The sequence below is a fragment of the Nocardioides sp. Root151 genome, from assembly GCF_001427925.1.
Taxonomy (GTDB): Bacteria; Actinomycetota; Actinomycetes; order Propionibacteriales; family Nocardioidaceae; genus Nocardioides.
In genome coordinates this window covers 688,659-712,626 of the sequence record NZ_LMGG01000007.1, presented here as the reverse complement: position 1 = coordinate 712,626, position 23,968 = coordinate 688,659, and the positions used below count along the sequence as shown (strand labels likewise).

Sequence of the window (23,968 nt, the reverse complement as noted above, 5' to 3'; positions counted from 1 at the left end):
GCCGGCACTCGACCAACGGAGCTCAGGGCTCGACGCGGCCGTCGTTGTCCTTGTTGCGGAGGCCGATCTTGTCGCCCAGCCACACCAGCGGGTCGAACTTGCGGTCGACGACGCGCTCCTTCATCGGGATGATCGCGTTGTCGGTGATCTTGATGCCCTCGGGGCAGACCTCGGTGCAGCACTTGGTGATGTTGCACATGCCGATGCCGGCCGCCTCCTGGGCGAGGGCCCGCCGGTCGTGGGTGTCGAGCGGGTGCATGTCGAGCTCGGCGTACCGGAGGAAGAACCGCGGCCCGGCGAAGGCCTGCTTGTTGTCCTCGTGGTCGCGGATGACGTGGCAGGTGTCCTGGCACAGGAAGCACTCGATGCACTTGCGGAACTCCTGGCCGCGCTCGACGTCGACCTGCATCATGCGGCGCTTGTTGTCTGCGTCGCGCGGGCCGAGCTCGACGCCGGGCAGCTCGCGGGCCTTCTCGTAGTTGAACGAGACGTCGGTGACCAGGTCGCGGATCACCGGGAATGCCCGCATCGGGGTGACCGTGATCGTCTCGGACTCGTCGAAGTCGGAGAGCCGGGTCATGCACATCAGTCGGGGGCGGCCGTTGATCTCGGCGCTGCAGGACCCGCACTTGCCGGCCTTGCAGTTCCACCGGACGGCGAGGTCGCCGGCCTGGGTCGCCTGCAGCCGGTGGATCGCGTCGAGCACGACCTCGCCGGTCTCGACCGAGACCGTGTAGTCCCCGAGGTCGCCGCCGTCGCTGTCGCCGCGCCACACGCGCATCTTGAGGTCGTAGCTCATGACTGTTTCCCTTCCTCGGGGGTCTCGACAGGTTCGACCGACGGAGCTTTGGGCTCCCCGGCAGCTGGCGGCTCCTCGAAGAACGTCCGCAGCTCGGCGGGCATCTCCGGCAGCGGCTTCTCGTGCAGGTCGACCCCGGCACCGTCGGCGTGAAGCGTCACCACCAGGTTCTTCGTGCCCCACACGGGGTCGGGTCCGGGGAAGTCGTCGCGGGTGTGTCCGCCGCGGGACTCCTGCCTGGACAGGGCCGCCTTGGCGATGGACTCGCTGACCAGCAGCATGTTGCGCAGGTCGAGCGAGAGGTGCCAGCCAGGGTTGTACTGGCGGTGTCCTTCGACGACCATCCGGCTGGCCCGCTGCTTGAACTCCTCGATCGCGCCGAGCGAGGCGCTCAGCTCGTCGGCGGTGCGGATGATCCCGACCAGGTCGTTCATCGACTGCTGCAGGTCGTGCTGGATCGTGTAGGGGTTCTCCCCGCCTCCCTGGGCGTCGGCGGCGACGTCGAACGGCGCCAGGGCGCTGGCCTCCGCGGCCTTCACGTCGACCGGGTCGATCGCGGGTGGTGCGCTGGCCGTCGAGACGGCGTACGCAGCAGCGCTCTCGCCGGCGCGTCGGCCGAAGACCAGCAGGTCGGAGAGCGAGTTGCCGCCGAGCCGGTTCGACCCGTGCATGCCGCCGGAGCACTCGCCCACGGCGTACAGGCCGGTGACGGCGCTCAGCTCGGTGTCGGCGTCGACCTCCACACCGCCCATCACGTAGTGGCAGGTGGGCCCGATCTCCATCGGCTCTGCCGTGATGTCGACGTCGGCCAGCTCCTTGAACTGGTGGTACATCGACGGGAGCCGGCGGCGGATGAACTCAGGGCTGCGCCGCGACGCGATGTCGAGGTAGATGCCACCGTGCGGGGTGCCGCGCCCGGCCTTGATCTCGGAGTTGATCGCGCGGGCCACCTCGTCGCGTGGCAGGAGCTCGGGTGGGCGCCGGTTGTTCTTCTTGTCGTCGTACCAGCGATCGGCCTCCTCGATCGTGTCGGCCGTCTCCGCCCTGAAGAAATCGGGGATGTAGTCGAACATGAAGCGGGTGCCCTCGGAGTTCTTGAGGATGCCGCCGTCGCCGCGCACCGACTCGGTGACCAGCAGGCCCTTCACCGACGGCGGCCAGACCATGCCGGTCGGGTGGAACTGCACGAACTCCATGTTGATCAGGCTGGCGCCGGCCCGCAGCGCCAGGGCGTGACCGTCACCGGTGTACTCCCAGGAGTTCGAGGTGACCTTGAACGACTTGCCGATGCCCCCGGTCGCGAGGATCACGCTGGGTGCCTCGAAGGTGACGAAGCGGCCGGTCTCGCGCCAGTAGCCGAAGGCCCCGGCGACCCGGTCGCCGTCCTTGAGGATGTCGGTGACGGTGCACTCCATGAACACCTCGATGCCGAGGGCCACCGCTCGCTGCTGGAGGGTGCGGATCATCTCGAGGCCGGTGCGGTCCCCGACGTGCGCCAGGCGCGCGTACTTGTGGCCGCCGAAGTCGCGCTGGGAGATCAGCCCGTCGTCGGTGCGGTCGAAGAGTGCGCCCCAGTCCTCGAGCTCCATCACCCGCTCGGGTGCCTCCTGCGCGTGCAGCTGGGCCATCCGCCAGTTGTTGAGCATCTTGCCGCCGCGCATGGTGTCGCGGAAGTGCACCTGCCAGTTGTCGTCGGGGTAGACGTTGCCCATCGACGCGGCGATGCCGCCCTCGGCCATCACGGTGTGGGCCTTGCCGAGCAGCGACTTGCACACGATCGCCACCCTGGCGCCGGCGTCGTGGGCCGCGATGGCCGCCCGCAGCCCGGCGCCGCCCGCGCCGAGCACCACCACGTCGAAGGTGTGGTGCTCCATCCCCCCTCGGGAACTGCCCGACATCTCGTTGCCGGTCATCGGGTGCCGCGTTCCCTCGTGTGCCGAGCCCATCAGAAGAACCTCACGTCGTCGATCGTCCCGGTCGCCAGCAGGTAGACGTAGAGGTCCACCAGCGCGACCGAGAAGAGGGAGTACCACGCGAACTTCGCGTGACTGCCGTTCAACCGGGACACCCAGGTCCACAGCTTGTAGCGCACCGGATGCTTCGAGAAATGTCTCAACCGGCCGCCGACCGCGTGGCGGCACGAGTGGCACGACAGGGTGTAGAGCCAGATCAGCGCGACGTTCACGATCATCAGCAGGGTGCCGAGGCCCATGTGGCCCCACTCGTGGTCCTCGTTGCGGAACGCGAGCACCGTGTCGTAGGTGAGGACGACGGCGACCACCATGGCGGCGTACCAGAACCAACGGTGCAGGTTGTTGAGGATCAGCGGCAGCCGGGTCTCGCCGGAGTAGGACTTGTGCGGCTCGGCGACGGCGCACGCGGGCGGCGAGAGCCAGAACGCCCGGTAGTAGGCCTTGCGGTAGTAGTAGCAGGTCATCCGGAAGCCGAGCGGGAAGATCAGGATGATCAGGGCGGCCGAGAGCGGGAACGCCCGGAACGGCTGGCCGAAGTCGGACGCACCGTCGACGCAGTCACCCAGGCAGGGAGAGTAGAACGGCGAGAGGTACGGCGAGGCGTAGTAGTCGGAGCCCATGAACGCCCGCCAGGTGGCGTAGATGACGAACGCGGTGAACACGATGAACGTGGCCAGCGGGGCGAGCCACCATCTGTCCTCGCGCAGTGTCTTCTCTTCGATACGCGCCCTGGTGGGCCCAGTCACCCCTGCGTCGGTCGACGCCATCGCCACCTCCGAGTTCATGTTCTGAATGACCATGGCAGGAAGTCGCGTCGAGTGGAAGGGGCCGCGCGCAAAGAACGAACCGACCCGGCAAAAGTTCCAACCCACGAGTAACGGGGGGAATCTCACACCCGGTTAGGGCGGCCTCAACTCCCATGGCCCGATCTGGAGCGGTACCGTGCCACCGTGGCAATCCCGACTCTAGTAAAAGGCAGCCGGTCGACGCGATCGACGATCGCACTGAAGCTCCTGATGGCCGTCACCGGCCTGGTCTTCATCGGCTACGTGCTGCTGCACATGTACGGCAACCTCAAGGTCTTCGCCGGCCAGGAAGCCTTTGACGAGTACGCGCACCACTTGCGGACCTTCGGGGAGCCGATGCTCCCGCACGAGGGACTGCTGTGGATCATCCGCGCAGTACTCCTGCTGTCGATCATCGGCCACGCCTACGCGGCCTTCACGCTCTGGGGCCGTGCCAACAGGGCGCGCACCCAGAAGTACGTCGTGAAGAAGGCCGTCGCAGCGACGCTCAGCTCGAAGATGATGCGTTGGGGCGGGGTGACGCTGCTGCTGTTCGTGATCTTCCACCTGCTGCACTTCACGACCCGCACCATCAACGTCAACGGCGACAAGGACTCGCCGTACGAGCGCGTGGTGAGCTCGTTCCAGCCCGAGATGTGGTGGGTCACCGTGATCTACCTGCTCGCCATGGGCGCCCTGGCCATGCACCTGCGCCACGGCGTGTGGAGTGCCTGCCAGACCCTCGGCCTGACCAACAACGCCAAGAGCCGTGCCCGCGCGAACTTCGCCGGTGTATTCCTCGCAGTGGTGATCGCCGGCGGCTTCGCCCTGGTGCCGCTGTCCATCCTCCTCGGCATCGTCGACTAAGGACTGATCGCACAAATGACTGACTCTCATTCCGAGTTCTCCTCCGACGTCGACTCGCACGCGGACGCTCCCACGATCGACCCGGACCTGATCGACGACGCGATCGACTACTACACGCCGGGCGAGCCGATCGTCGACGCCAAGGCACCGACCGGCCCGATCGACCAGCGCTGGAGCACGCGCAAGTTCGAGGCCCGCCTGGTCAACCCGTCCAACCGTCGCAAGCTCGACGTGATCATCGTCGGCACCGGTCTGGCCGGCGCCTCGGCCGCGGCCACACTCGGCGAGGCCGGCTACAACGTGAAGTCCTTCTGCTACCAGGACTCCCCGCGTCGCGCGCACTCGATCGCGGCCCAGGGCGGCATCAACGCGGCCAAGAACTACAAGGAGGACGGCGACTCGGTCCACCGTCTCTTCTACGACACCGTCAAGGGCGGCGACTACCGCTCGCGCGAGTCGAACGTCTACCGCCTCGCCGAGGTCAGCACCAACATCATCGACCAGTGCGTCGCCCAGGGCGTCCCGTTCGCCCGCGAGTACGGCGGCCTGCTCGACAACCGCTCGTTCGGTGGCGTCCAGGTCTCCCGCACGTTCTACGCGCGCGGACAGACCGGACAGCAGCTGCTGATCGGCGCCTACCAGGCCCTCGAGCGCCAGGTTGCCGCCGGCACCGTCACGACGTACACCCGGCACGAGATGCTCGAGGTCATCGTCGCGGAGGACGAGGCCGGTCAGAGCCGGGCCCGCGGCATCATCGTGCGCGACATGGTGACCGGCGAGATCGAGACCCACCTCGCCGACGTCGTCGTACTCGCCTCCGGCGGCTACGGCAACGTCTTCTACCTGTCGACCAACGCGATGGGCTGCAACGTCACCGCCGCGTGGCGGGCACACCGCAAGGGCGCCTACATGGCCAACCCCTGCTACACGCAGATCCACCCGACCTGCATCCCGGTCTCGGGCCCGCACCAGTCGAAGCTGACCCTGATGTCGGAGTCGCTGCGCAACGACGGCCGGATCTGGGTCCCGAAGAACAAGGCCGACTGCGCCAAGGACCCGCGCGAGATCCCCGAGGAGGACCGCGACTACTACCTGGAGCGGATCTACCCGAGCTTCGGCAACCTGGTCCCCCGCGACATCGCCTCCCGCGCCGCGAAGTACCAGTGCGACGACGGCCGTGGTGTCGGTCCTGAGGTGGAGGGCGTACGCCGTGGCGTCTACCTCGACTTCGCCGACGCGATCGGCCGACTCGGCCGTGACGCGGTCGAGGAGAAGTACGGCAACCTCTTCGACATGTACGCCCGGATCACCGGCGAGGACCCGTACGAGACCCCGATGCGGATCTACCCGGCCGTGCACTACGTCATGGGCGGCCTGTGGGTCGACTACGACCTGCAGAGCTCGATCCCGGGCCTGTTCGTGACCGGCGAGGCGAACTTCTCCGACCACGGCGCCAACCGTCTCGGTGCCTCCGCACTGATGCAGGGCCTGGCCGACGGGTACTTCGTGCTCCCGCACACGATCCGCGACTACCTTGCCGACGGACCCTTCGAGAAGCTCGAGGAGTCGCACCCGGCCGTGGTCGAGGCGAAGGCCGCGGTGGAGGAGCGGATCAACCACTTCCTCACCGTGGGCGGCACCCGGAGCGTCGACTCCTACCACCGCGAGCTCGGCCACATCATGTGGGAGTACTGCGGCATGGAGCGGACCGAGGACGGCCTGAAGAAGGCGATCGACCTCATCCGCACCCTGAAGGACGACTTCTACCGCAACGTGAAGGTGCTCGGCACCGCCGACAGCCTCAACCAGAGCCTCGAGAAGGCCGGCCGGGTGGCCGACTTCATCGAGCTCGGTGAGCTGATGTGCATCGACGCGCTGAACCGCCGCGAATCCTGTGGTGGACACTTCCGTGCCGAGAGCCAGACCGAGGACGGCGAGGCGCTGCGTCACGACGACGCGTTCGCCTACGTCGCGGCCTGGGAGTTCGTCGCGGACGGCGAGAAGCCGATCCTGCACAAGGAAGACCTGACCTACACCGCCATCGAGATGAAGCAGCGGAGCTACAAGTGAGCGCGCCAGACGGAACGAAGACCGGTATGAAGCTGACCCTGAACATCTGGCGCCAGCCCGACGCCACGTCCCCCGGCAAGATGCACACCTATCAGGTCGAGGACGTCTCGGAGGACATGTCGTTCCTCGAGATGCTCGACGTGCTCAACGAGCAGCTCAACGCTGCCGGCGAGGACCCGGTCGCGTTCGACTCGGACTGTCGCGAGGGCATCTGCGGCATGTGTGGCCTGATGATCAACGGCCAGGCGCACGGACCCGTCACCACCACGACCTGCCAGCTGCACATGCGGTCGTTCAAGGACGGCGAGACGATCACCATCGAGCCGTGGCGTGCCGACGCGTTCCCGGTGCTCAAGGACCTCGTCGTCGACCGTGGCGCGTTCGACCGGATCATCCAGCAGGGTGGCTACATCTCGGTGAACACGGGTTCCGCACCCGAGGCGCACTCGGTCCAGGTGCCCAAGGAGGACGCGGACCGCGCGTTCGACATGGCCACCTGCATCGGCTGTGGCGCCTGCGTGGCCGCGTGCCCGAACGGCTCGGCCTCCCTGTTCATGGGTGCCAAGATCACCCACCTCGGCCAGCTCCCCCAGGGCCAGGCCGAGCGCGACAAGCGCGTCGTGAACATGGTCGCCCAGCACGACCACGAGGGCTTCGGTGGCTGCACCAACATCGGTGAGTGCACGTCGGCCTGCCCCAAGGAGATCCCGCTCGACGTGATCTCCCAGCTCAACAAGGACCTGCGCACCGCGATGAAGCACGGTCGCTGAGCAGTTCAGCATCGATCAACCAGGGCCATCCGGATCTCCGGATGGCCCTGTGTTGTCTACGGGCTCCGTGCTGTCTACGGGCCCCGTGCTGTCTACGGGCCCCGTGCTGCCTACGGGCCTTGTGCTGTCTGCCTGTCCGCGGGCCACTCGCGCGAGGGCATGCCGGTCTCCTACTACGTCTGCCGGGCCGATTGGCTCCTTCTGTCATGCGTAGTTGAGGCCAATCGGCCCATCAGACCGAGTGCACGCCCGACTGCTCCGGGGCCGAGCAGACCGCCGGCGCCGGTGTGGGTGTCGGTGGCCATGCCTAGCGTGTCGGGCCATGACAGCAGACGACGACTCAGCAACACCCCACGCATCCGAAAAAGCTTCAGATTCCGATGCCGTGATGATCAGCGAGCGGGAAGCAACGACGATGCTGGGTGCACTCGGCCTCGCCCGGGAGCCGGCCCGGCGCGCCCTCAAGGCCGGTCTGGCAGGAGACGCCCTGCGACTGCGGGGAAGCCTGCTCTATCGCGCTGCGGCCGTTCAGGCGCTCGTGCGGCCGCCCGTCCCTGAGTCCGCGCTACCGGCGGAGCTGCAGCAGGGATGCTTCGTCGCCCGCATCGACCCGTCGCGTGTTTCCGGACTCGTCACGGACTCCGAACGACGGGCGGCAGTCTGTGATGGGTGGCGGGTCTCTGCCATCACCCGGCTCTTCTTCCGGCTGCGCGCACAGCGTATGGACCCGATGCCGTTCCTCGCCACGGTGAGTGGCTTCGTCGTGGTCGGAGGACTGGTCACGGCGGCCGTTCCGCACCGTGACGTGGCCGGAGCCGAGAGGACCCGGTTCTCCCTGGACCCACCGGGTCCGTGGTACCCCAGCCTGCACGGGCGGCTCGTCCCCACGCCCCCTGGCGGGCCATGGACGTTGATCCCTACGGCCGCAGGAGCCCTTCCCTGGCTCGGGTCGTCCCTGCCCGCCGGCTGAGCAACCTCGGGAGGCGGTGGGGTCGGCGGGGGTCGCGGGGCCGCGGGGGATCTGACGACTCAGCCCCGCTTGCGACGCACCACACCGATCACGGCGAGCATGGATCCCGCACCGGCGACGAAGGCGGCCTTGGGACTGCGCACGAAGGAACTGGACCCGGTGGGTACGACGAACTGCCCGATGGGTCCCTCGGCCGCAGCCTCGATGGCCTCCTGCTCGCGGGCCTGGGCCTCCCTGATGGTCCGCGCTGCCGTCGAGGTGTAGGCCCAGGCGGCGGCGTACATGACGACTCGCGAGAAGTAGTTGATCCAGACCACCAGGATCAGCGCGATCCCGAACGCCTGGAACGCCGGCTGCGACTTGGTCGAGGCGATCAGGAACGTCGAGAGCTGCTTGAGCACCTCGAACCCGAGCGCACCGAGCAGGGCCCCGGACCACAGCGAGGGGCGCGGGACCTCCGGGTCCGCGAGCAACTTGAAGATCGCGAAGAACAGCACCATGCTCGCGCCCACCCCGACCGCCACCGAGATCACCTGCAGCAACGGCGCGAGGCCGACACCGAGACCCACCAGATCCAGCAACTCCCTGGAGAACCGGGCGATCACACTCGAGACCGCCACGCTGAGGATCATCACCAGGCCGATCAGGGCGAGCGAGACGAGGTCGCGGAGCTTGCCTACGACGAAGTTCGGCTGTTCGCGCTGAGGCGTCTCGAACATCACCAGCAGTGCCTCACGCATGCCGGACAACCAGCCGAGTCCGGCGTAGAGCACACCGGCCAGACCGATCAGCCCGACGGCACCGGCCGAGTCCTGGATCGCCTTCAGCGAGATCTGGCCGTCGGCGTTGCCGATCATGCCGGGCAGCACACCGGTCAGGGCGTCGGTGAGGTTGTCCTGCGCGTCGGGGTAGACCTTCGCGACGTAGCCGACCACGAAGAACGCCAGGGCCAGGATCGGGAAGAAGGACAGGAACGCGAAGTAGGTCACCGCACCGGCCTGGAGGTTGCCCTTGACGTTGCCGAAGTGTTCCACCATCCGCATCAGGTGGTCGAAGATCGGACGTCGGGCCCGGAGTCGGGTGATGCGCTCGTCGAGGCGTTCTTTCAGTGAAGGCACGCGTTCAGGCGATCACGGCGGAGCCGCCCAGCGCAAACGATCTGTCCACCTGCCAGCCGATCTGGTCGTCGTGCACGTAGAGATGGAACTCGTCCGCGGGGAAGCGACACTCGAAGCCGGCCAGCTCGGTGAACGCACGATCCAGCGTCTGGTCGTCGAGGTGGTGGGCGATCGTCACGTGCGGGTGGTAGGGGAACTCGAGCTCGCTGGCCAGCGGGCCACGGCGTACGGCGAACGCCAGCTGCTCGCACGCGGAGATGCCTTCCACGACACCGACGAAGACCACGGGAGACACCGGACGGAACGACCCGGTCCCGCGCAGGTGCACGGTGAACGGGGCTGCGGACCCGGCCACCGAGCGCAGGTGGTCCTCGACCAGGTCGAGGTCGTGGCACTCTGTCGGCGGCACCAGCGTGATGTGCGTCGGGATCATCGTGGCCGTGGCGTCGCCGATGGAGGTTCGGTAGTCCTGCAGCTGGGTGGCCCAGGGCTCCGGAATGGCGATCGCAACACCAATGGTCGACACGGAACGACCCTAACGCCTGCCGGGTGCCACGAAGCCCACCCGTTCATAGACGTCGGCGAGGGTCTTCTCCGCGACCGCGGACGCCTTCTCGGCACCCGAGGCGAGCACGTCGCTGAGGGTGTCCTTGTCCTCGAGCAGCTCGAGGGTCCGGTCCCGGAACGGCGTCACGAACTCGACCACGACGTCGGCCAGGTCCTTCTTGAAGTCGCCGTACCCCTTGCCGTCGTACGACCCCGCGATGTCGTCGATCGCGCGACCGGTCAGGGCCGAGTAGATCGTGAGCAGGTTGGAGACGCCCGGCTTCTCCTCGACGTCGAAGCGCACCTCCGACCCGGAGTCGGTGACCGCGGAGCGGATCTTCTTCGCGCTCACCTTGGGGTCGTCGAGCAGGTCGATGATGCCGCTGGGCGAGGACGCCGACTTCGACATCTTCGAGACCGGGTCCTGGAGGTCGGTGATCTTCGCGGTCGCCTTGAGGATGTAGGGCTCGGGCAGCCGGAACGTCTTCTTGTAGCGGTGGTTGAACCGCTGGGCGAGGTCGCGGGTCAGCTCCAGGTGCTGGCGCTGGTCCTCGCCGACCGGCACGTAGTGCGGCCGGTAGAGCAGGATGTCGGCGGCCTGGAGGATCGGGTAGGTGAACAGCCCGACGGACGCGGCGCCCTCTCCCCCCTTGGCTGACTTGTCCTTGAACTGGGTCATCCGTCGGGCCTCACCGAAGCCGGTCAGGCACTGCAGCACCCAGCTGAGCTGCGAGTGGGCGGGCACCTGGCTCTGGATGAAGATCGCCGCACGGGACGGGTCGATGCCCATCGCGATCAGCTGGGCGGCCGCACGAAGACACCGCTCACGCAGCACCTTCGGGTCCTGCTCCAACGTGATCGCGTGCTGGTCGGCGATGAAGAAGAACGGCTCGTAGTTCTCCTGCAGGTCCACCCACTGGCGCAGGGCACCGAGGTAGTTGCCGAAGTGGAACGAGTCAGCGGTGGGCTGGATGCCGGAGAGAACCCGCGGGCGAGCAGTGCCCGTCCCGGCGCCGGCCACAGCAACCTGAGGGGTGGTCGAGGTGGACATGCGGGCATTCTGTCAGGACTGCGGCAGTGCCTCGACGTGACCCTCGCGGCGGTGCAGGACGAGCGAGACCACCAGCACGACGAACCCGGCAACCGACAGCGCCACACCGACCAGCGCGGGCGAGCGATAGCCCCACCCGGCGGCGATGACCAGACCGCCGAGCCAGGCGCCCAACGCGTTGGCCACGTTGAGCGAGGCGTGGTTCATCGCGGCACCGAGGGTCTGCGCGTCACCGGCCACCTCCATCAGCCGCAGCTGCAGGTTGACCACCAGCACCGAGCTGATCGCGGAGATCGCGAACGCGAACGGCAGCGCCCACCAGCCGTACGGCGTGACCGCGGCGAACAGCAGCAGCACCACACCCATGCCGAGGGCGGAGCCGAGCAGCGAGCCGAAGACCGACCAGTCGGCGAGCTCGCCGGCCAGCCAGGTCCCGAACGTCATGCCCAGGCCGAACATCAACAGGAAGATCGGCACCGCAGACTCACGGAGCTCCCCCACCTCGGTGATCGTCGGCGAGATGTAGGAGTAGACCGCGAACATGCCGCCGAAGCCGACCGCACCGGCCAGCAGGGTGAGCCAGACCTGGACCCGGGAGAACGCCGCGAGCTCACGCCGTCCGCTCGCCCCGGGGTCGGCCGGGATCGAGGGCACCGAGGCCAGGATCATCGAGATCGTCACGACGCCGAGCACGGAGACCGCGACGTACGCCGAGCGCCAGCCGAGGTTCTGCCCCATCCAGGTGGCCGCGGGCACCCCGATCACGTTGGCGATCGACAGTCCGAGCATCACCAGGGCGACGGCCCGGCCCTTGCGGCCGGGGGCGGCCAGCTGGGCCGCGACCAGGGAGGCCACTCCGAAGTAGGCGCCGTGCGGGAGCCCGGAGAGGAAGCGGGCCGCGGTCAGCAGCTCGTAGTTGGACGCCAGGGCGCTGAGCCCGTTGCCGATCGCGAAGGCAACCATCAGCGAGACCAGCAGCGCCCGACGCGGCAGCCTGGCACCGAAGAACGCCAGCAGCGGCGCGCCCACCACGACACCCAGGGCGTACGCCGAGATGACGTGGCCGCTGGTCGGGATGCTGACGTCGACGCCGTCGGCGATCTGCGGCAGCAGGCCCATCGTGACGAACTCGGTGGTGCCGATCGCGAACCCACCCATGGCCAGGGCGAGCACGGCCAACCCGAAGTGGGTCGACGTCTCGGAGGACCGGGTCGGGGTGCGGGGTTCGGCGGCGGGGCGCTCTGTGGCTGGCATGCTCATCGCATTCTCCAACCGGCTCACGCCGACCGCCTATTCCGTGTCGCTGGGCACACACACGCCACCACTAACACCGTTGGTTGAGGAGGTCGCGCCGGCGACCGTCTCGAAACCACGCTCACCCGGCCAGATGACCCCACCGTGGAGCGAGCTCGCTCCACGGTCCGACCGCGGCGACCTCGCCGTCGACCAGCACGACCACCCGGTCGGCACGCGAGAGCGCGGCACGCTTGGCGGTCGCGCCGATCACCGTGGCCCCGCGGTCGCGCAGGGCCTGCCAGAGCTCGACCTCGGTGCTGGCGTCGAGCGCGCTGGAGACGTCGTCGGCGAGCATCAGCTCGGCGTCGGTGGCCAGGGCGCGGGCCAGGGCCAGACGCTGCACCTGTCCGCCGGAGAGCCGGACACCTCGGTGACCGACCAGGGCGTCCTTGCCGCCGGCCTCCTCGATGTCGGACCCCAGCCGCGCCACCCCGACCGGGGCGTCGAAGGCGCGCTGGTGGCCGAGTCGCACGTTCTCGTCGAAGGTGCCCGACAGCACCCGCGGCACCTGGGCCACGTGGGAGACCTGGCCGGGGCGCAGGAACCTCTCCGGGTCGTCGACGTCGCGGTCGTTCCAGAGGATCTCGCCGCGGTGCCCGATCAGTCCGGCCAATGCGGCGAGCAGGCTCGACTTGCCCGAGCCGACCTGACCGACCAGCAGCACCAGTTCTCCGGCCTCGACGGTGAGGTCGACCCCGGAGACACCGAGCGTGCCGTCGTCGTGCAAGGCCGAGAACCCCCGCAGCTCGAGCTGTTGCAGAGGAACCCGGCTCGACGGAGCGGGCTCGGGTGCGGCACCGGAGACGAGGTCGACGCCGGGCGGCAGGTCCATCAGGTCGACACCACCAGCGAACCGGCTGGTCTCGACCTGCCAGGCACGGGTGCCCGGGGCCTCGGTGACGACCATGCCGGCGACGCGGCCGAACCAGTCGAAGCCGGCCACGGCGTTCGCGACGAGGAGCGCGGTGGCCAGGCCCCAGCCGCCGCCGAAGTAGATCGCCCAGGCGGTGACCACACCGCACTGCACCATCACGATCGGCACGCCGTCGAGGAACGCCTGGACCCGGTGCTCCTTCACCGCGGCGTTGACGCGTCCGGCGTCGACGTCGCGCAGGTGGCGGTGCACCGACGGGGTCGCTGCGGCGAGCTTGACGGTGCGGGCGGACTCGAGCGCCGAGACCAGCGCACGGCCGAACCTGGCGCGGGCCGCGGACGCCTCCGCCGCGGAGCGTCCGGCGATCGGCCGGCCGATCGAGGAGGCCAGGGCCGAGGTGACCATCACCGCGAGCAGCACGGCACCGGCCACCCACGTGCCGGCCAGCAACGCGGTGAAGGCGGCGATCAGCATGCCGTTGATGAAGTCGACCCAGCGGTCGGCGTAGCGGGCGTAGCGGTCGGCGTCCATGGAACGCGCGACCACCTCACCGGGAGGCGTACGCACGAGGCGCTCCTGGGCGGTCTGGCCGTGCAGCACCGACATGCGGGTGCGCAGCATGACCTCGATCCACCAGCGCGGGTAGCGCCAGAACGCGTCGGCCAGCATGAACGGCATCGCCAGCAGGCAGGCGACCAGCGCCACGCTGAGCAGCCCGGGGGTGTCGCCGTCCTGGAGGTCCTCGACGATGTGGCCCCAGACCAGGCCGGTCACGGCTCCCTGGGCGCCGATCACCGACACCATCAGGAACAGCACGGCCCCGGCGATGCCCCAGGACGGGCGCACCAGCAGCGCGTGGAAGATGCCCTTGGCCAGCGACGGTCCGTTGCCGACCTCGCGCACCGGGGGCGGCGTACCGGTGCGGCGTCGGCCACCGACCGCGGCGGCCTCGGCGGCGCTCTGGGCCGCATGGTCGAGGGTGGAGTGCTCGACCGGCGCGGGGGCGTCGTCGTCCTCGTGGTCGACCAGGTGCTGGATGCGGCTGTCGTGCAGCAGGTCGCGGAACGCCCCGGGCTCGAGGGCCAGGGTGGCGCGGAGCCCGTCCTGCACGACGCGGCCGTGGTCGAGCACCGCCACGTGGGGTGCCCGCTCGATGGTGCTGAGCCGGTGCGCGATCAGCACGCCGGTGCGCCCGCGCAGCAGCCGGTCGGCGGCGGCGACGACGCGGTGCTCGGTGAGGGGGTCCATGCGGGCGGTCGCCTCGTCGAGTACGACGACGCGCACGTTGCGGATCAACAACCGGGCGAAGGCGACCAACTGCTCCTCCCCCGCCGACAGCGAGGTGCCGCCCGGGCCGAGCAGGGTGTCGAGGCCAGCGGGGAGGCCCGCGACCCAGTCGTCGAGGCCGAGCTCGGCGACCGCGCGCTCGATCTCGTCACGGGAGGTGTCGCCGAAGAGCGTGATGTTCTCGGCGAGGGTGCCGGCCAGGATCTCGGTGCGCTGGGTGACCACGCCGACCGCGGAGCGCAGCTGCTGGAGGTCGAGGTCGAGAACGTCGACGCCGCCGAGCAGCACCGCACCGCGCGGCGGCTCGACCGCACGCGAGATCAACGAGGCCAGCGTCGACTTGCCCGAACCGGTGCGGCCGACCAGCGCGATCGTGTCGCCGGCCGGGAGGAACAGGTTGATGTCGCGCAGGGCGAAGGTGCCCTCGTCGTACGCGAAGGTGAGCCCGCGGATCTCGAGCTCGAGCCGGTCGGCGGACGGGAGCGGCCGGCCACCTTCGGGCTCGGGCTCGGAGGCCAGCATCTGGCGCAGCCGGATGACGGCACCGAGGCCGGCCTGGAGGTCGGGCAGGTGGTTGGCCAGCATCGCGATCTGGCCGACGAAGGTCGACGTGACCAGGAAGAGGGTGACCAGCTTGGCGACGGAGAGGTCGCCGTTGCCGGCCAGGGCGATGCCCGCGACGCCGATGCCGGCGAGGAGGGCGTGCAGCAACAGGCCGGCGCGCAGGGCCAGCCGGCGCTCGATGTCGAGCACCGCCCGGAACTTCGTGTGCACGGCGGAGGAGAGCTTGGCGACGCGTGCGATGACGTGGGCCTGGCCGAGGCTGGTGCGCAGGTCGTCGCGCCCGGCGATGCCCTCCTCGAGTGCGGCGGCGTGGTCGGTCCACGCCATCTCCTCGATCACCTTGCGACGGGAGATCTCGCCCAACAGTGGCTTGATCGCGAACCAGGTGACCACCCCGAGTGCCGGGAACAGCAGCCACGAAGGCCACCAGGTCACACCGGCCACGATCCACATCGGCACCACCCCGAAGACGGTGCGGGCGAACATCCACAGCTGCCAGCGCACGAGGTTGCCGACCTCGTGGGTGTCGTCGTCGACCCGGTCGAGGATCTCGCCCACGGCCTGCTCGGAGAGGGTGGCCAGCGGCTGGCGCATGGCCGCGCTGAGCAGGTCTTCACGGAGCCGGCCCTCGGCGCGGTCGGAGAGCCCGACCCACACGATCTTGCCGAACGTGTCGATGATCGAGGCCCCGATCACGCACGCCGCCAGCAGCCACACCAGGCCGCTCGTCGGGTGCTCGGCGAGCCGGCCGATGACGACCGTTCCGAAGGTGGTGGAGATCGCCGCGATGGCCGCGCACACCAGTGCCGCGGCGGCGATCGGCGACTTCATGCGACGCCAGTCGACCCGCCGCGCCTCGTCGACGGGTGCGGGTCGCGACGGGGCGACGGGCGGCCGGTCGGGGGCGGTGGTGAGGGTCTCGGTCATGACCTGTCGAGACTACGTCTCCGCACCGACAGACTCATCTGGTTTTCGGCACAGGTACGGCGTCCGCCAGGTCCACCGGCGGAGCCACCCGTCGGGTCAGATGCCGCAGTCAGATGCCGCAGTCAGATGCCGCAGTTCGGCGCGCTCCACGTGCGACCGGACCGGATGTCCACGTGCACGTGGTCGTTGTGGTCCGGATAGCCCGGACCGAAGATCGTGCCGTAGCCGATGTAGCGCGCATTCTGGGCGATCCGGCAGAACGTCGAGTTGCCGTTCTCTGGCACCAGGTCGAGGGCGCGACCATAGGTGTGCTGACCGGTGCCCGAACCGCCGACCTGGCGGTCACAGGCCTGGGAGCGGAAACCTGACGTGACGCGGATCGGGTTGTCGCCCATACGGTGGCGGAGTGCCTCGGCGCGCCACATCGACCGCAACAGGTTGGTCTTGACCGTCGTCGCACTCACCGAGCCACCGCTGTAGCCGCCGGCCCCGCAGCCCCCGTCGACCTCGCTCCACGCGAAGTGGAGCGGGGAGCAGTCGGCGTCCTGCAGCGCATAGATCTTCGACTGGGTGGCCGGGCCGGCGACACCGTCGGGGCTCAGTCCGTAGGCGGCCTGGAAGTTCCTCACTGCCTGGGTGGTCTGCGGGCCGTAGCTGCCGTCGATGGCCATGTTGACGCCGTAGCCGGCCCATCCGGCGACGCGCTCCTGGAGCTTGGCGACGTCGGACCCGGTGGTGCCTGAGCGCAGCGTGCGGCTCCACGTGTAGCAGGCGTCAGCACTGGCCGGTGCGGAGCCGAGGAGGACGAGGCTGGAGAGGGCCAGCACCAGGGCGGCGACGAGGCTGGACATGCGGATCGGCATGGTTCACTCCTGTTCCCGAGAACGGCCCGAAGGCCCGTGGCCGACAGTTCATCGTGCTCCGGGCCACTTGTGAAGAGCGCGGGGGTGAACAGTTCCGGGGCGGAGAACGAGAACGGTGTGGATCACAGTCACTGGGTGACTGCGATCCACACCGTTGGTGGCGCGTGGTGATCAGACGCTGAGCGAGCCGATCAGGTCGTTGAGCGTGGCCGAGGGACGCATCACGGCGTCCGTCTTGGCCTCGTCGACCTTGTAGTAGCCACCGATGTCCGCGGGCGAGCCCTGGACGCCGATCAGCTCGGAGTTGATCGCCTCCTCGTTGCTGCGCAGGTTGCCGGCCAGCTCCGCGAACGCCGCCGCGAGCTCGGCGTCCTCGGTCTGCTTGGCCAGCTCCTCGGCCCAGAACAGCGCGAGGTAGAAGTGCGAGCCTCGGTTGTCGATCGAGCCGACCTTGCGCGACGGCGACTTGTTCTCCAGCAGGAACGTGCCGGTGGCGCGGTCCAGGGTGTCGGCCAGGATCTGCGCACGGGCGTTGTCGTTGACCTGCGCGAAGTGCTCGAAGCTGACCGCCAGCGCCAGGAACTCGCCGAGGCTGTCCCAGCGCAGGTAGTTCTCCTTGACCAGCTGCTGCACGTGCTTGGGCGCCGAGCCGCCGGCGCCGGTCTCGAAGAGCCCACCACCGTTGATCAGGGGGACGACGGACAGCATCTTCGCCGACGTGCCGAGCTCGAGGATCGGGAAGAGGTCGGTGTTGTAGTCACGCAGCACGTTGCCGGTCACCGAGATGGTGTCCTCGCCCTTGCGGATCCGCTCGATGGAGAACGCGGTGGCCTCGATCGGCGCGAGGATGCGGAGGTCGAGGCCCTTGGTGTCGTGGTCCTTGAGGTACTTCTCGACCAGCGAGATCAGGTTGCGGTCGTGGGCACGGGTCTCGTCGAGCCAGAACACGGCCGGCGTCTTCGAGGCACGGGCCCGGGTGACGGCGAGCTTGACCCAGTCGCGGATCGGCACGTCCTTGGTCTGGCAGGCGCGCCAGATGTCACCGGCCTCGACGTCGTGCTCGATCAGCACGTCGCCGGCCTTGTTCAGCACCTGCACCTTGCCGGCGGAGGCGACCTCGAAGGTCTTGTCGTGCGAGCCGTACTCCTCGGCCGCCTGGGCCATCAGCCCGACGTTGGGCACCGAGCCCATCGTGGTCGGGTCGTAGGCGCCGTTGGCCCGGCAGTCGTCGATCACGGCCTGGTAGATGCCGGCGTAGCTGCTGTCGGGGAGTACGGCGAGGGTGTCGGCCTCGTTGCCGTCGGGACCCCACATGTGGCCCGACGTGCGGATCATCGCCGGCATGGAGGCGTCGACGATGACGTCGCTGGGCACGTGGAGGTTGGTGATGCCCTTGTCGGAGTCGACCATCGCCAGGCGCGGGCCGTCGGCGATGCCCTTCTCGAACGCGGCCTTGATCTCCGCACCGTTCTCGAGCTTGTCGAGGCCGGCCAGGATTCCGCCGAGTCCGTCGTTGGCGGACAGGCCGGCCTCGGCCAGCTGGTCGCCGTACTGCGCGAAGACATCGGGGAAGAAGGCCTTGACGACGTGGCCGAAGACGATCGGGTCGGAGACCTTCATCATCGTGGCCTTGAGGTGCACCGAGAACAGGACGTCGTCGGCCTTGGCCCTGGCGATCTGCGCCTTGAGGAACTCCTGCAGCTTGGCGACGTGCATGACGGTGCCGTCGACGACCTCACCGGCGAGCACCGGGATCGACTCGCGCAGCACGGTCGTCGTACCGTCGGCGGCGACGTGCTGGATGCGGAGGTCGTCGTCGGCCTCGAGGATCACGGACTTCTCGTTGTGCCGGAAGTCGGCCTCGGCCATGGTGGCCACGTTGGTCTTCGAGTCGGCGCTCCAGGCGCCCATCGAGTGGGGGTTCTTGCGGGCGTAGGCCTTGACCGACGCGGGCGCGCGACGGTCGGAGTTGCCCTCGCGGAGCACCGGGTTGACCGCGGAGCCCTTGACCTTGTCGTAGCGGGCGCGGATGTCCTTCGCCTCGTCGGAGTCGGAGTCCTCCGGGTAGTCGGGCAGGTCGAAGCCGGCCGCCTGGAGCTCCTTGATCGCGGCCTTCAGCTGCGGGATCGAGGCGCTGACGTTGGGCAGCTTGATGATGTTGGCCTCGGGCGTCTTGGCCAGGGCCCCGAGCTCGCCGAGCGTGTCGGGGACCTGCTGCTCGGCGGGGAGGCGGTCGGTGAACTGCGCGAGGATCCGGGCGGCCAGCGAGATGTCGCGGGTCTCGACGTCGACGCCCGCGGTGGAGGCGTACGCCTGGATGATCGGGAGGAACGAGTGGGTCGCCAGCATCGGCGCCTCGTCGGTGTAGGTGTAGAGGATCTTGGCCATGGGTGCGGCGACTCCTGATCGGTCTGTGCCCCTGGGTGGGGTGTGCCTGTGCGGTCAGTGGGTTTCTTGACATCAAGATACCTGACACGGGGTCGCGTCCAGCCTCGCACCCGACACCTCATCGGTCTAGAGTTCTGGGTGCGCCCTGAAACGTCAGGGGTCAACGTCGTGCGACAAAGGGGTTCTCGGATGACCGACACACCAGCCACACCTGAACCGACACTGGTCCAGAAGCTCTCCGCCGAGGTCCTCGGCACGTTCGTCCTCGTCTTCGTCGGCGTCGGCGCCGCGATGTCCCTCGCACCCGATCTGGAGGGTGGGGGGACCCTGGGCGTCGGCATCGCCGGTGTCGCCCTGGCCTTCGGCTTCGCGGTCCTCGTCATGGCGTACGCCGTCGGCCACATCTCCGGTGGCCACTTCAACCCCGCCGTCTCGGTCGGTGCCGCCATGGCCGGCCGGCTCTCGTGGGTCCAGGCCGGCTTCTACGCCGCCGCCCAGCTCGTGGGCGCGATCGTCGCGGCCGCCGCACTGTTCATCGTCTTCAAGGGCATCGACGGCTGGGACGCCGAGGGCGCCATGGGTCAGAACAACTACGGCGACGAGAGTGGCAGCGGCATCGCCCTGTGGTCGGCGCTGTTGGTCGAGGTCATCGGCACCGCGATCTTCCTCTACGTGATCCTCGCCGCGACCGACAAGCGCAACCCGAGCACCGCTGCCGCTCCGGTCGCCATCGGCCTCGCCCTGACCGGCATTCACCTGGCCCTCATCCCGCTGACCGGCACGTCGGTCAACCCGGCCCGTTCGATCGGCCCGGCGCTCTTCGCCGGCACCGACTCACTGGTGCAGGTCTGGGTCTTCATCGTCGCCCCGCTCCTCGGTGCCGCGATCGCCGGCTTCACCTACGCCCTGATCTTCGGCAGCGACGGCGAGCCGGTCGCCGGCTCCGGCCTCAACTTCGGTGGCGGCAACGCCCAGGCCACCGGTTTCGCCGGCGGCTGGGACCCGAACGCCCAGCACCAGCAGGGCGGCTGGGACCAGAACGCGCAGCAGGGCTGGGACCCCAACCAGCAGCAGTGGGCCGGCCAGGCACCGCCCCAGCAGGGCGCCCCGGACCAGCAGTGGGGTCAGGGCGCACCCGAGCAGCAGTGGGGACAGCCCGCTCCGGAACAGCAGTGGGGACAGCAGGCGCCCGAGCAGCAGTGGGGTGCCCCGCAGGCACCGCAGGCTCCCGAGCAGCAGTGGCCCGCGCCCCAGGCGCCGCAGGCACCGCAGGCTCCCGAGCAGCAGTCGTGGGGCCAGCCGGCTCCGGAGCCCGAGCCGTGGACTCCCCCGGAGGACGACGGCTCGCGGACCCAGATCCGCCAGCCCGACGACCCCAGCTGAGAAGACCCATCTGATCCGGGTCAGCTGACACAGAACAGACGAGGGGCCCCGACATCGCAGCCGCGATGTCGGGGCCTTCGTCATGTCGAGGACGGAGTCAGCGCTGCACGTCCACCAGCTCGAGTCCTTCGGCTCCGGCGCGGTCCACCTCGACCAGGCCGACGCCCTCGGCGTACGACGACACGTAGGGCTCTGCTCCCTCTTCGACTCCGGTCTCCTCGACCTCGACCACGTCGTCGAACTCGCCGTACGGCGTGAAGGTGGTCGCGTTCGTCGCACGCACCTCCGCGGCGCGGGTGATCGCTCCCCCGACGAACTCGGCGGCGTACCCGTCGCCGTGACGAGGCCCGTCGGCCATCGCCAGGGTGGCCTCGGCGCCGTCCTCGCCGGCCCGCCAACCGTCGGGCCCGGTCGTCCCGAAGATCCAGACGTTCCCGTCGCGGTCCTGGGCGTAGTAGGAGTCGGTCGTCTCGAGCACCCGACCGCGCCGCCCCAGCGTCTCGTGCCGTACGACGACCGTCCGCACGCCGGCGATCGTCGACGTCTGGTCGGTGACCGTGGTGGTCGCGGTGCTGGCCCGGGCGCTGCCGGTGACCTCGTAGGTCCACGTGGTGCCCGGAGCCAGCGGCAGCCAGCGGTTGTCGATGCGCACGGTGAAGTCGGCCGGGTCCGGCGACGGGGTCGGGATGGTCAGCGAGTCGATGCCGGTGGGGTCGATCCGTTCCGGCGCCGAGCCGCAGCCGCACAGCAGGGCGAGGGCCAGGCCGGGGGCCACGACCGGGCCGACAACTCGGGCAACCAGGAGACGCATGGCGCACAGCATCCCATCCGTGAGACCCCGGCGGTCGGGGGCTCCCGCCCGCTGCTAGCGTCAGGAACGATCACCCGCATCTTCGAAGGAGACCCCCTGTGAGCACACCGCTCAAGGTGGCCGTGACCGGCGCAGCCGGCCAGATCGGCTACAGCCTGCTCTTCCGTCTCGCCAGTGGCGCCTTGGGCGACCGGCCCATCGAGCTGCGACTGCTCGAGATCACGCCCGCGCTCAAGGCACTCGAGGGTGTCGTCATGGAGCTCGACGACTGCGCCTTCCCGAACCTTGCCGGCGTCGAGATCGGCGACGACCCCAACAAGATCTTCGACGGCGTCAACCTCGCCCTGCTCGTCGGCGCGCGCCCGCGCGGACCGGGCATGGAGCGTTCCGACCTGCTCTCCGCCAACGGTGCGATCTTCACCGGCCAGGGCAAGGCGCTCAACGAGGTCGCCGCGGACGACGTACGCATCGGTGTGACCGGCAACCCGGCCAACACCAACGCGCTGATCGCGATGACCAACGCGCCCGACATCCCGCAGGAGCGGTTCTCGGCGCTGACCCGTCTCGACCACAACCGCGCGATCTCGCAGCTCGCCGCGAAGACCGGTGCGTCGGTCAACGACATCAAGAAGATGACGATCTGGGGCAACCACTCGGCCACCCAGTACCCCGACATCTTCCACGCGGAGGTCGGTGGGAAGAACGCCGCCGAGGTCGTCAACGACCAGACCTGGCTGGCCGACACGTTCATCCCGACCGTCGCCAAGCGTGGCGCCGCGATCATCGACGCCCGTGGCGCCTCCTCGGCCGCCTCGGCAGCCTCGGCGACCTGCGACGCCGCCCGCGACTGGCTGAACGGCTCCCCCGAGGGCGACTGGGTCTCGATGGCCGTGCGCTCCGACGGCTCCTACGGCGTGCCCGAGGGCCTCATCTCCTCGTTCCCCGTCACCACCAAGGACGGCAACTGGGAGATCGTCCAGGGCCTCGAGGTCAACGAGTTCTCGCAGACCCGCATCGACGCCACCGTCGCCGAGCTCGCCGAAGAGCGCGCCGCGGTGACCGAGCTCGGCCTGATCTGAGGCAGCACCCGCATCACGCACGAAGCCGGCACGAGTTGGAGACAACTCGTGCCGGCTTCCTGCATTTCAGTCGGGCTGCATTTCAGCCGGGCTGCGGTTCAGCCGGGCTGGTCGGGGATCGAGGCGACCAGCACCAGCAGGGACACCGCCATCACCACCAGGATCGTGGCGTCCAGTCCCTTGCGGCGCACCCGCAGCATGCCGGCGTCGTCGTCGTTCAGCGCCAGACGGGCACCGGCGGCGACGAGCAGTGACAGGGCCAGCCAGCTGACCCCGGAGCGCCACGACCCCGTCGCGGCCACGACGACGCCGATCAGGGCACCGGCCAGCGCCACGAGGTAGATGATGCCGCCGATCGTCGACGGCTTCTTGATCTCGGTGACCGCGCGCGGCGCCGGGGGTTCGGCGACAGGTTCCGCCACCGGGTCAGCCACCGGGTCAGCCGCCGGATCCGCCACCGGTCCAGCCGGCTCCGCCGCCGGCTGGCCCGCCGGGTCTTCCTGTGGCGACACGTCCTCGGGCTGCTCGGCCACGATCAGGCCAGCGTGCTCTCGGCGATCGAGACCACGTTGGCCAGCAGCATCGCGCGGGTCATCGGGCCGACACCGCCGGGGTTCGGCGAGACCCATCCGGCGACGTCCCAGACGTCGTCGGCCACGTCGCCGGCGATCTTGCCGTCGACCCGCGAGACCCCCACGTCGAGCACGGCGGCACCGGGCTTGACCATGTCCTTGCTGATGATGCCGGGCACGCCGGCGGCGGCCACCACGATGTCGGCATTGCGCACGTGGGCGGCCAGGTCGACGGTGCCGGTGTGGCACAGCGTGACCGTGGCGTTCTCGGAGCGGCGGGTCAGCAGCAGGCCGAGTGGACGACCGACGGTGACACCTCGGCCGACCACGACCACGTCGGCGCCGGCGATCGGCACGTCGTGGCGACGCAGCAGCTCGACGATGCCGTGCGGCGTGCAGGGCAGCGGCGCCTCGTTGCCGAGCACCAGCCAGCCCAGGTTGGTCGGGTGCAGGCCGTCGGCGTCCTTCGCGGGGTCGATCAGGCCGAGCACCCGGTTCTCGTCGCGGCCGCGGGGCAGCGGCAGCTGCACGATGTAGCCGGTGCAGGCGGGGTCCTCGTTGAGCGTGCGGACGGCGTCCTCGATCTCGGCCTGGGTGGCCACCTCGGGAAGGTCGACGCGGATCGACTCGATGCCGACCTCGGCGCAGTCCTTGTGCTTGCCGTTGACGTACCACCGGCTGCCGGGGTCGTCACCGACCAGCACCGTGCCGAGCCCGGGGGTGATGCCCCGTTCCTTGAGCGCGGCGACCCTGGAACGCAGTTCGTCCTTGATCGCCGCAGCAGTGGCCGTCCCGTCGAGCTTCTGTGCAGTCACGCCGCCCATCCTAGGGAACGGCCCCGCACCCGCGGTCACGGGTCGAGCCGCCTGTCGATCTGCCCCGCGCCGGGCGCCACGGACAAGTCGTCCGGGCACTAGGTCTGCCGGGCCGATCGGCTCCTTCTGCTCTTGGTAGATGAGGCCAATCGACCCGCCA

General features: G+C 69.3%; 19 protein-coding genes. 6 read left to right on the top strand and 13 right to left on the bottom strand.

Translation table 11 applies throughout. From position 1 onward, the window contains the following. Nucleotides 1-22: 22 nt before the first annotated feature. From ASD66_RS20885 to ASD66_RS20875, 3 genes are read right to left on the bottom strand one after another with little or no spacing between them, the layout of a single operon-like run. Nucleotides 23-799, bottom strand: coding sequence for a succinate dehydrogenase/fumarate reductase iron-sulfur subunit (locus ASD66_RS20885; protein WP_056892111.1), 777 nt, complete (start codon nt 797-799; stop codon nt 23-25). Beyond that, on the bottom strand, nt 796-2,745 hold the full coding sequence (locus tag ASD66_RS20880; RefSeq protein ID WP_235530186.1) for a fumarate reductase/succinate dehydrogenase flavoprotein subunit: 1,950 nt from the start codon (nt 2,743-2,745) through the stop codon (nt 796-798). The genes ASD66_RS20885 and ASD66_RS20880 overlap by 4 nt, the downstream gene beginning before the upstream one ends. Then, nucleotides 2,745-3,572, bottom strand: coding sequence for a hypothetical protein (locus tag ASD66_RS20875; protein ID WP_235530185.1), 828 nt, complete (start codon nt 3,570-3,572; stop codon nt 2,745-2,747). Before ASD66_RS20875 ends, ASD66_RS20880 begins: the two co-directional genes overlap by 1 nt. A 150-nt stretch (nt 3,573-3,722) precedes the next feature. On the opposite strand from ASD66_RS20875, the gene ASD66_RS20870 reads away from it, so the two are divergent. From ASD66_RS20870 to ASD66_RS20855, 4 genes are all read left to right on the top strand, one after another. Beyond that, entirely contained in the window at nt 3,723-4,424 is a 702-nt protein-coding gene (locus ASD66_RS20870; RefSeq protein ID WP_056678843.1) for a succinate dehydrogenase cytochrome b subunit, read from the top strand. Between the two features lie 15 nt (nt 4,425-4,439). Next, entirely contained in the window at nt 4,440-6,494 is a 2,055-nt protein-coding gene (locus tag ASD66_RS20865; protein ID WP_082563613.1) for a fumarate reductase/succinate dehydrogenase flavoprotein subunit, read from the top strand. 26 nt (nt 6,495-6,520) lie between these two features. Next, nucleotides 6,521-7,264 carry a succinate dehydrogenase/fumarate reductase iron-sulfur subunit gene (locus ASD66_RS20860; RefSeq protein ID WP_056678846.1) on the top strand — a complete coding sequence of 248 codons (744 nt, stop codon included), beginning with the start codon at nt 6,521-6,523 and terminating at the stop codon, nt 7,262-7,264. Between the two features lie 388 nt (nt 7,265-7,652). Beyond that, nucleotides 7,653-8,234, top strand: a complete 582-nt coding sequence (locus ASD66_RS20855) for a hypothetical protein (RefSeq protein ID WP_056892110.1) — start codon at nt 7,653-7,655, stop codon at nt 8,232-8,234. A gap of 59 nt (nt 8,235-8,293) precedes the next feature. On the opposite strand, the gene ASD66_RS20850 is transcribed toward ASD66_RS20855, so the two are convergent. The 7 genes from ASD66_RS20850 to ASD66_RS20820 all read right to left on the bottom strand — a co-directional run bounded on the left by ASD66_RS20850 (nt 8,294) and on the right by ASD66_RS20820 (nt 19,148). Next, the gene (locus ASD66_RS20850) at nt 8,294-9,352 is read right to left on the bottom strand and encodes a YihY/virulence factor BrkB family protein (RefSeq protein ID WP_056892109.1); all 1,059 of its coding nucleotides are present in this window, start codon (nt 9,350-9,352) and stop codon (nt 8,294-8,296) included. A gap of 4 nt (nt 9,353-9,356) precedes the next feature. Beyond that, complete coding sequence (locus ASD66_RS20845; RefSeq protein ID WP_056892108.1) at nt 9,357-9,878, bottom strand: 2'-5' RNA ligase family protein; 522 nt, start codon at nt 9,876-9,878, stop codon at nt 9,357-9,359. Between the two features lie 9 nt (nt 9,879-9,887). Further along, nucleotides 9,888-10,949: a tryptophan--tRNA ligase gene (gene trpS, locus ASD66_RS20840; RefSeq protein ID WP_056678858.1), complete on the bottom strand. Its 1,062-nt coding sequence runs from the start codon at nt 10,947-10,949 to the stop codon at nt 9,888-9,890. A 12-nt stretch (nt 10,950-10,961) separates the two neighbouring features. Further along, nucleotides 10,962-12,203, bottom strand: coding sequence for an MFS transporter (locus tag ASD66_RS20835; RefSeq protein ID WP_200950137.1), 1,242 nt, complete (start codon nt 12,201-12,203; stop codon nt 10,962-10,964). Nucleotides 12,204-12,324: 121 nt separating this feature from the next. Further along, nucleotides 12,325-15,897 carry an ATP-binding cassette domain-containing protein gene (locus ASD66_RS20830; protein WP_056892107.1) on the bottom strand — a complete coding sequence of 1,191 codons (3,573 nt, stop codon included), beginning with the start codon at nt 15,895-15,897 and terminating at the stop codon, nt 12,325-12,327. Between the two features lie 122 nt (nt 15,898-16,019). Next, a complete protein-coding gene (locus ASD66_RS20825) occupies nt 16,020-16,760 on the bottom strand; it encodes a D-Ala-D-Ala carboxypeptidase family metallohydrolase (RefSeq protein WP_056892106.1) in 741 nt (246 codons plus the stop codon). Between the two features lie 171 nt (nt 16,761-16,931). Further along, entirely contained in the window at nt 16,932-19,148 is a 2,217-nt protein-coding gene (locus ASD66_RS20820) for an NADP-dependent isocitrate dehydrogenase (protein WP_056892105.1), read from the bottom strand. Nucleotides 19,149-19,337: 189 nt separating this feature from the next. Here ASD66_RS20820 and ASD66_RS20815 point away from each other — a divergent pair, with 189 nt between their 5' ends. Beyond that, on the top strand, nt 19,338-20,531 hold the full coding sequence (locus ASD66_RS20815) for an MIP family channel protein (RefSeq protein WP_082563615.1): 1,194 nt from the start codon (nt 19,338-19,340) through the stop codon (nt 20,529-20,531). Between the two features lie 97 nt (nt 20,532-20,628). Here ASD66_RS20815 and ASD66_RS20810 read toward each other — a convergent pair whose 3' ends face one another. After that, nucleotides 20,629-21,342 (bottom strand): hypothetical protein, encoded by a 714-nt coding sequence (locus ASD66_RS20810; RefSeq protein WP_156388829.1) that lies wholly within the window; start codon nt 21,340-21,342, stop codon nt 20,629-20,631. A gap of 98 nt (nt 21,343-21,440) precedes the next feature. On the opposite strand from ASD66_RS20810, the gene ASD66_RS20805 reads away from it, so the two are divergent. Then, entirely contained in the window at nt 21,441-22,421 is a 981-nt protein-coding gene (locus ASD66_RS20805) for a malate dehydrogenase (RefSeq protein ID WP_056892103.1), read from the top strand. Between the two features lie 98 nt (nt 22,422-22,519). Here ASD66_RS20805 and ASD66_RS20800 read toward each other — a convergent pair whose 3' ends face one another. After that, a complete protein-coding gene (locus ASD66_RS20800; RefSeq protein ID WP_056892102.1) occupies nt 22,520-22,954 on the bottom strand; it encodes a DUF3017 domain-containing protein in 435 nt (144 codons plus the stop codon). A 2-nt stretch (nt 22,955-22,956) separates the two neighbouring features. Then, the gene (locus ASD66_RS20795) at nt 22,957-23,808 is read right to left on the bottom strand and encodes a bifunctional methylenetetrahydrofolate dehydrogenase/methenyltetrahydrofolate cyclohydrolase (RefSeq protein ID WP_056679502.1); all 852 of its coding nucleotides are present in this window, start codon (nt 23,806-23,808) and stop codon (nt 22,957-22,959) included. Nucleotides 23,809-23,968 lie beyond the last annotated feature (160 nt).

Bases quoted from the DNA above. Each gene is read 5' to 3' on its own strand.
- ASD66_RS20885 (WP_056892111.1), bottom strand. From the start codon at position 799: ATGAGCTACGACCTCAAGATGCGCGTGTGGCGCGGCGACAGCGACGGC.
- ASD66_RS20880 (WP_235530186.1), bottom strand. From the start codon at position 2,745: ATGGGCTCGGCACACGAGGGAACGCGGCACCCGATGACCGGCAACGAG.
- ASD66_RS20875 (WP_235530185.1), bottom strand. From the start codon at position 3,572: ATGGTCATTCAGAACATGAACTCGGAGGTGGCGATGGCGTCGACCGAC.
- ASD66_RS20865 (WP_082563613.1), top strand. From the start codon at position 4,440: ATGACTGACTCTCATTCCGAGTTCTCCTCCGACGTCGACTCGCACGCG.
- ASD66_RS20860 (WP_056678846.1), top strand. From the start codon at position 6,521: ATGAAGCTGACCCTGAACATCTGGCGCCAGCCCGACGCCACGTCCCCC.
- ASD66_RS20855 (WP_056892110.1), top strand. From the start codon at position 7,653: ATGATCAGCGAGCGGGAAGCAACGACGATGCTGGGTGCACTCGGCCTC.
- trpS (WP_056678858.1), bottom strand. From the start codon at position 10,949: ATGTCCACCTCGACCACCCCTCAGGTTGCTGTGGCCGGCGCCGGGACG.
- ASD66_RS20835 (WP_200950137.1), bottom strand. From the start codon at position 12,203: ATGCCAGCCACAGAGCGCCCCGCCGCCGAACCCCGCACCCCGACCCGG.
- ASD66_RS20830 (WP_056892107.1), bottom strand. From the start codon at position 15,897: ATGACCGAGACCCTCACCACCGCCCCCGACCGGCCGCCCGTCGCCCCG.
- ASD66_RS20825 (WP_056892106.1), bottom strand. From the start codon at position 16,760: ATGCCGATCCGCATGTCCAGCCTCGTCGCCGCCCTGGTGCTGGCCCTC.
- ASD66_RS20820 (WP_056892105.1), bottom strand. From the start codon at position 19,148: ATGGCCAAGATCCTCTACACCTACACCGACGAGGCGCCGATGCTGGCG.
- ASD66_RS20815 (WP_082563615.1), top strand. From the start codon at position 19,338: ATGACCGACACACCAGCCACACCTGAACCGACACTGGTCCAGAAGCTC.
- ASD66_RS20810 (WP_156388829.1), bottom strand. From the start codon at position 21,342: ATGCGTCTCCTGGTTGCCCGAGTTGTCGGCCCGGTCGTGGCCCCCGGC.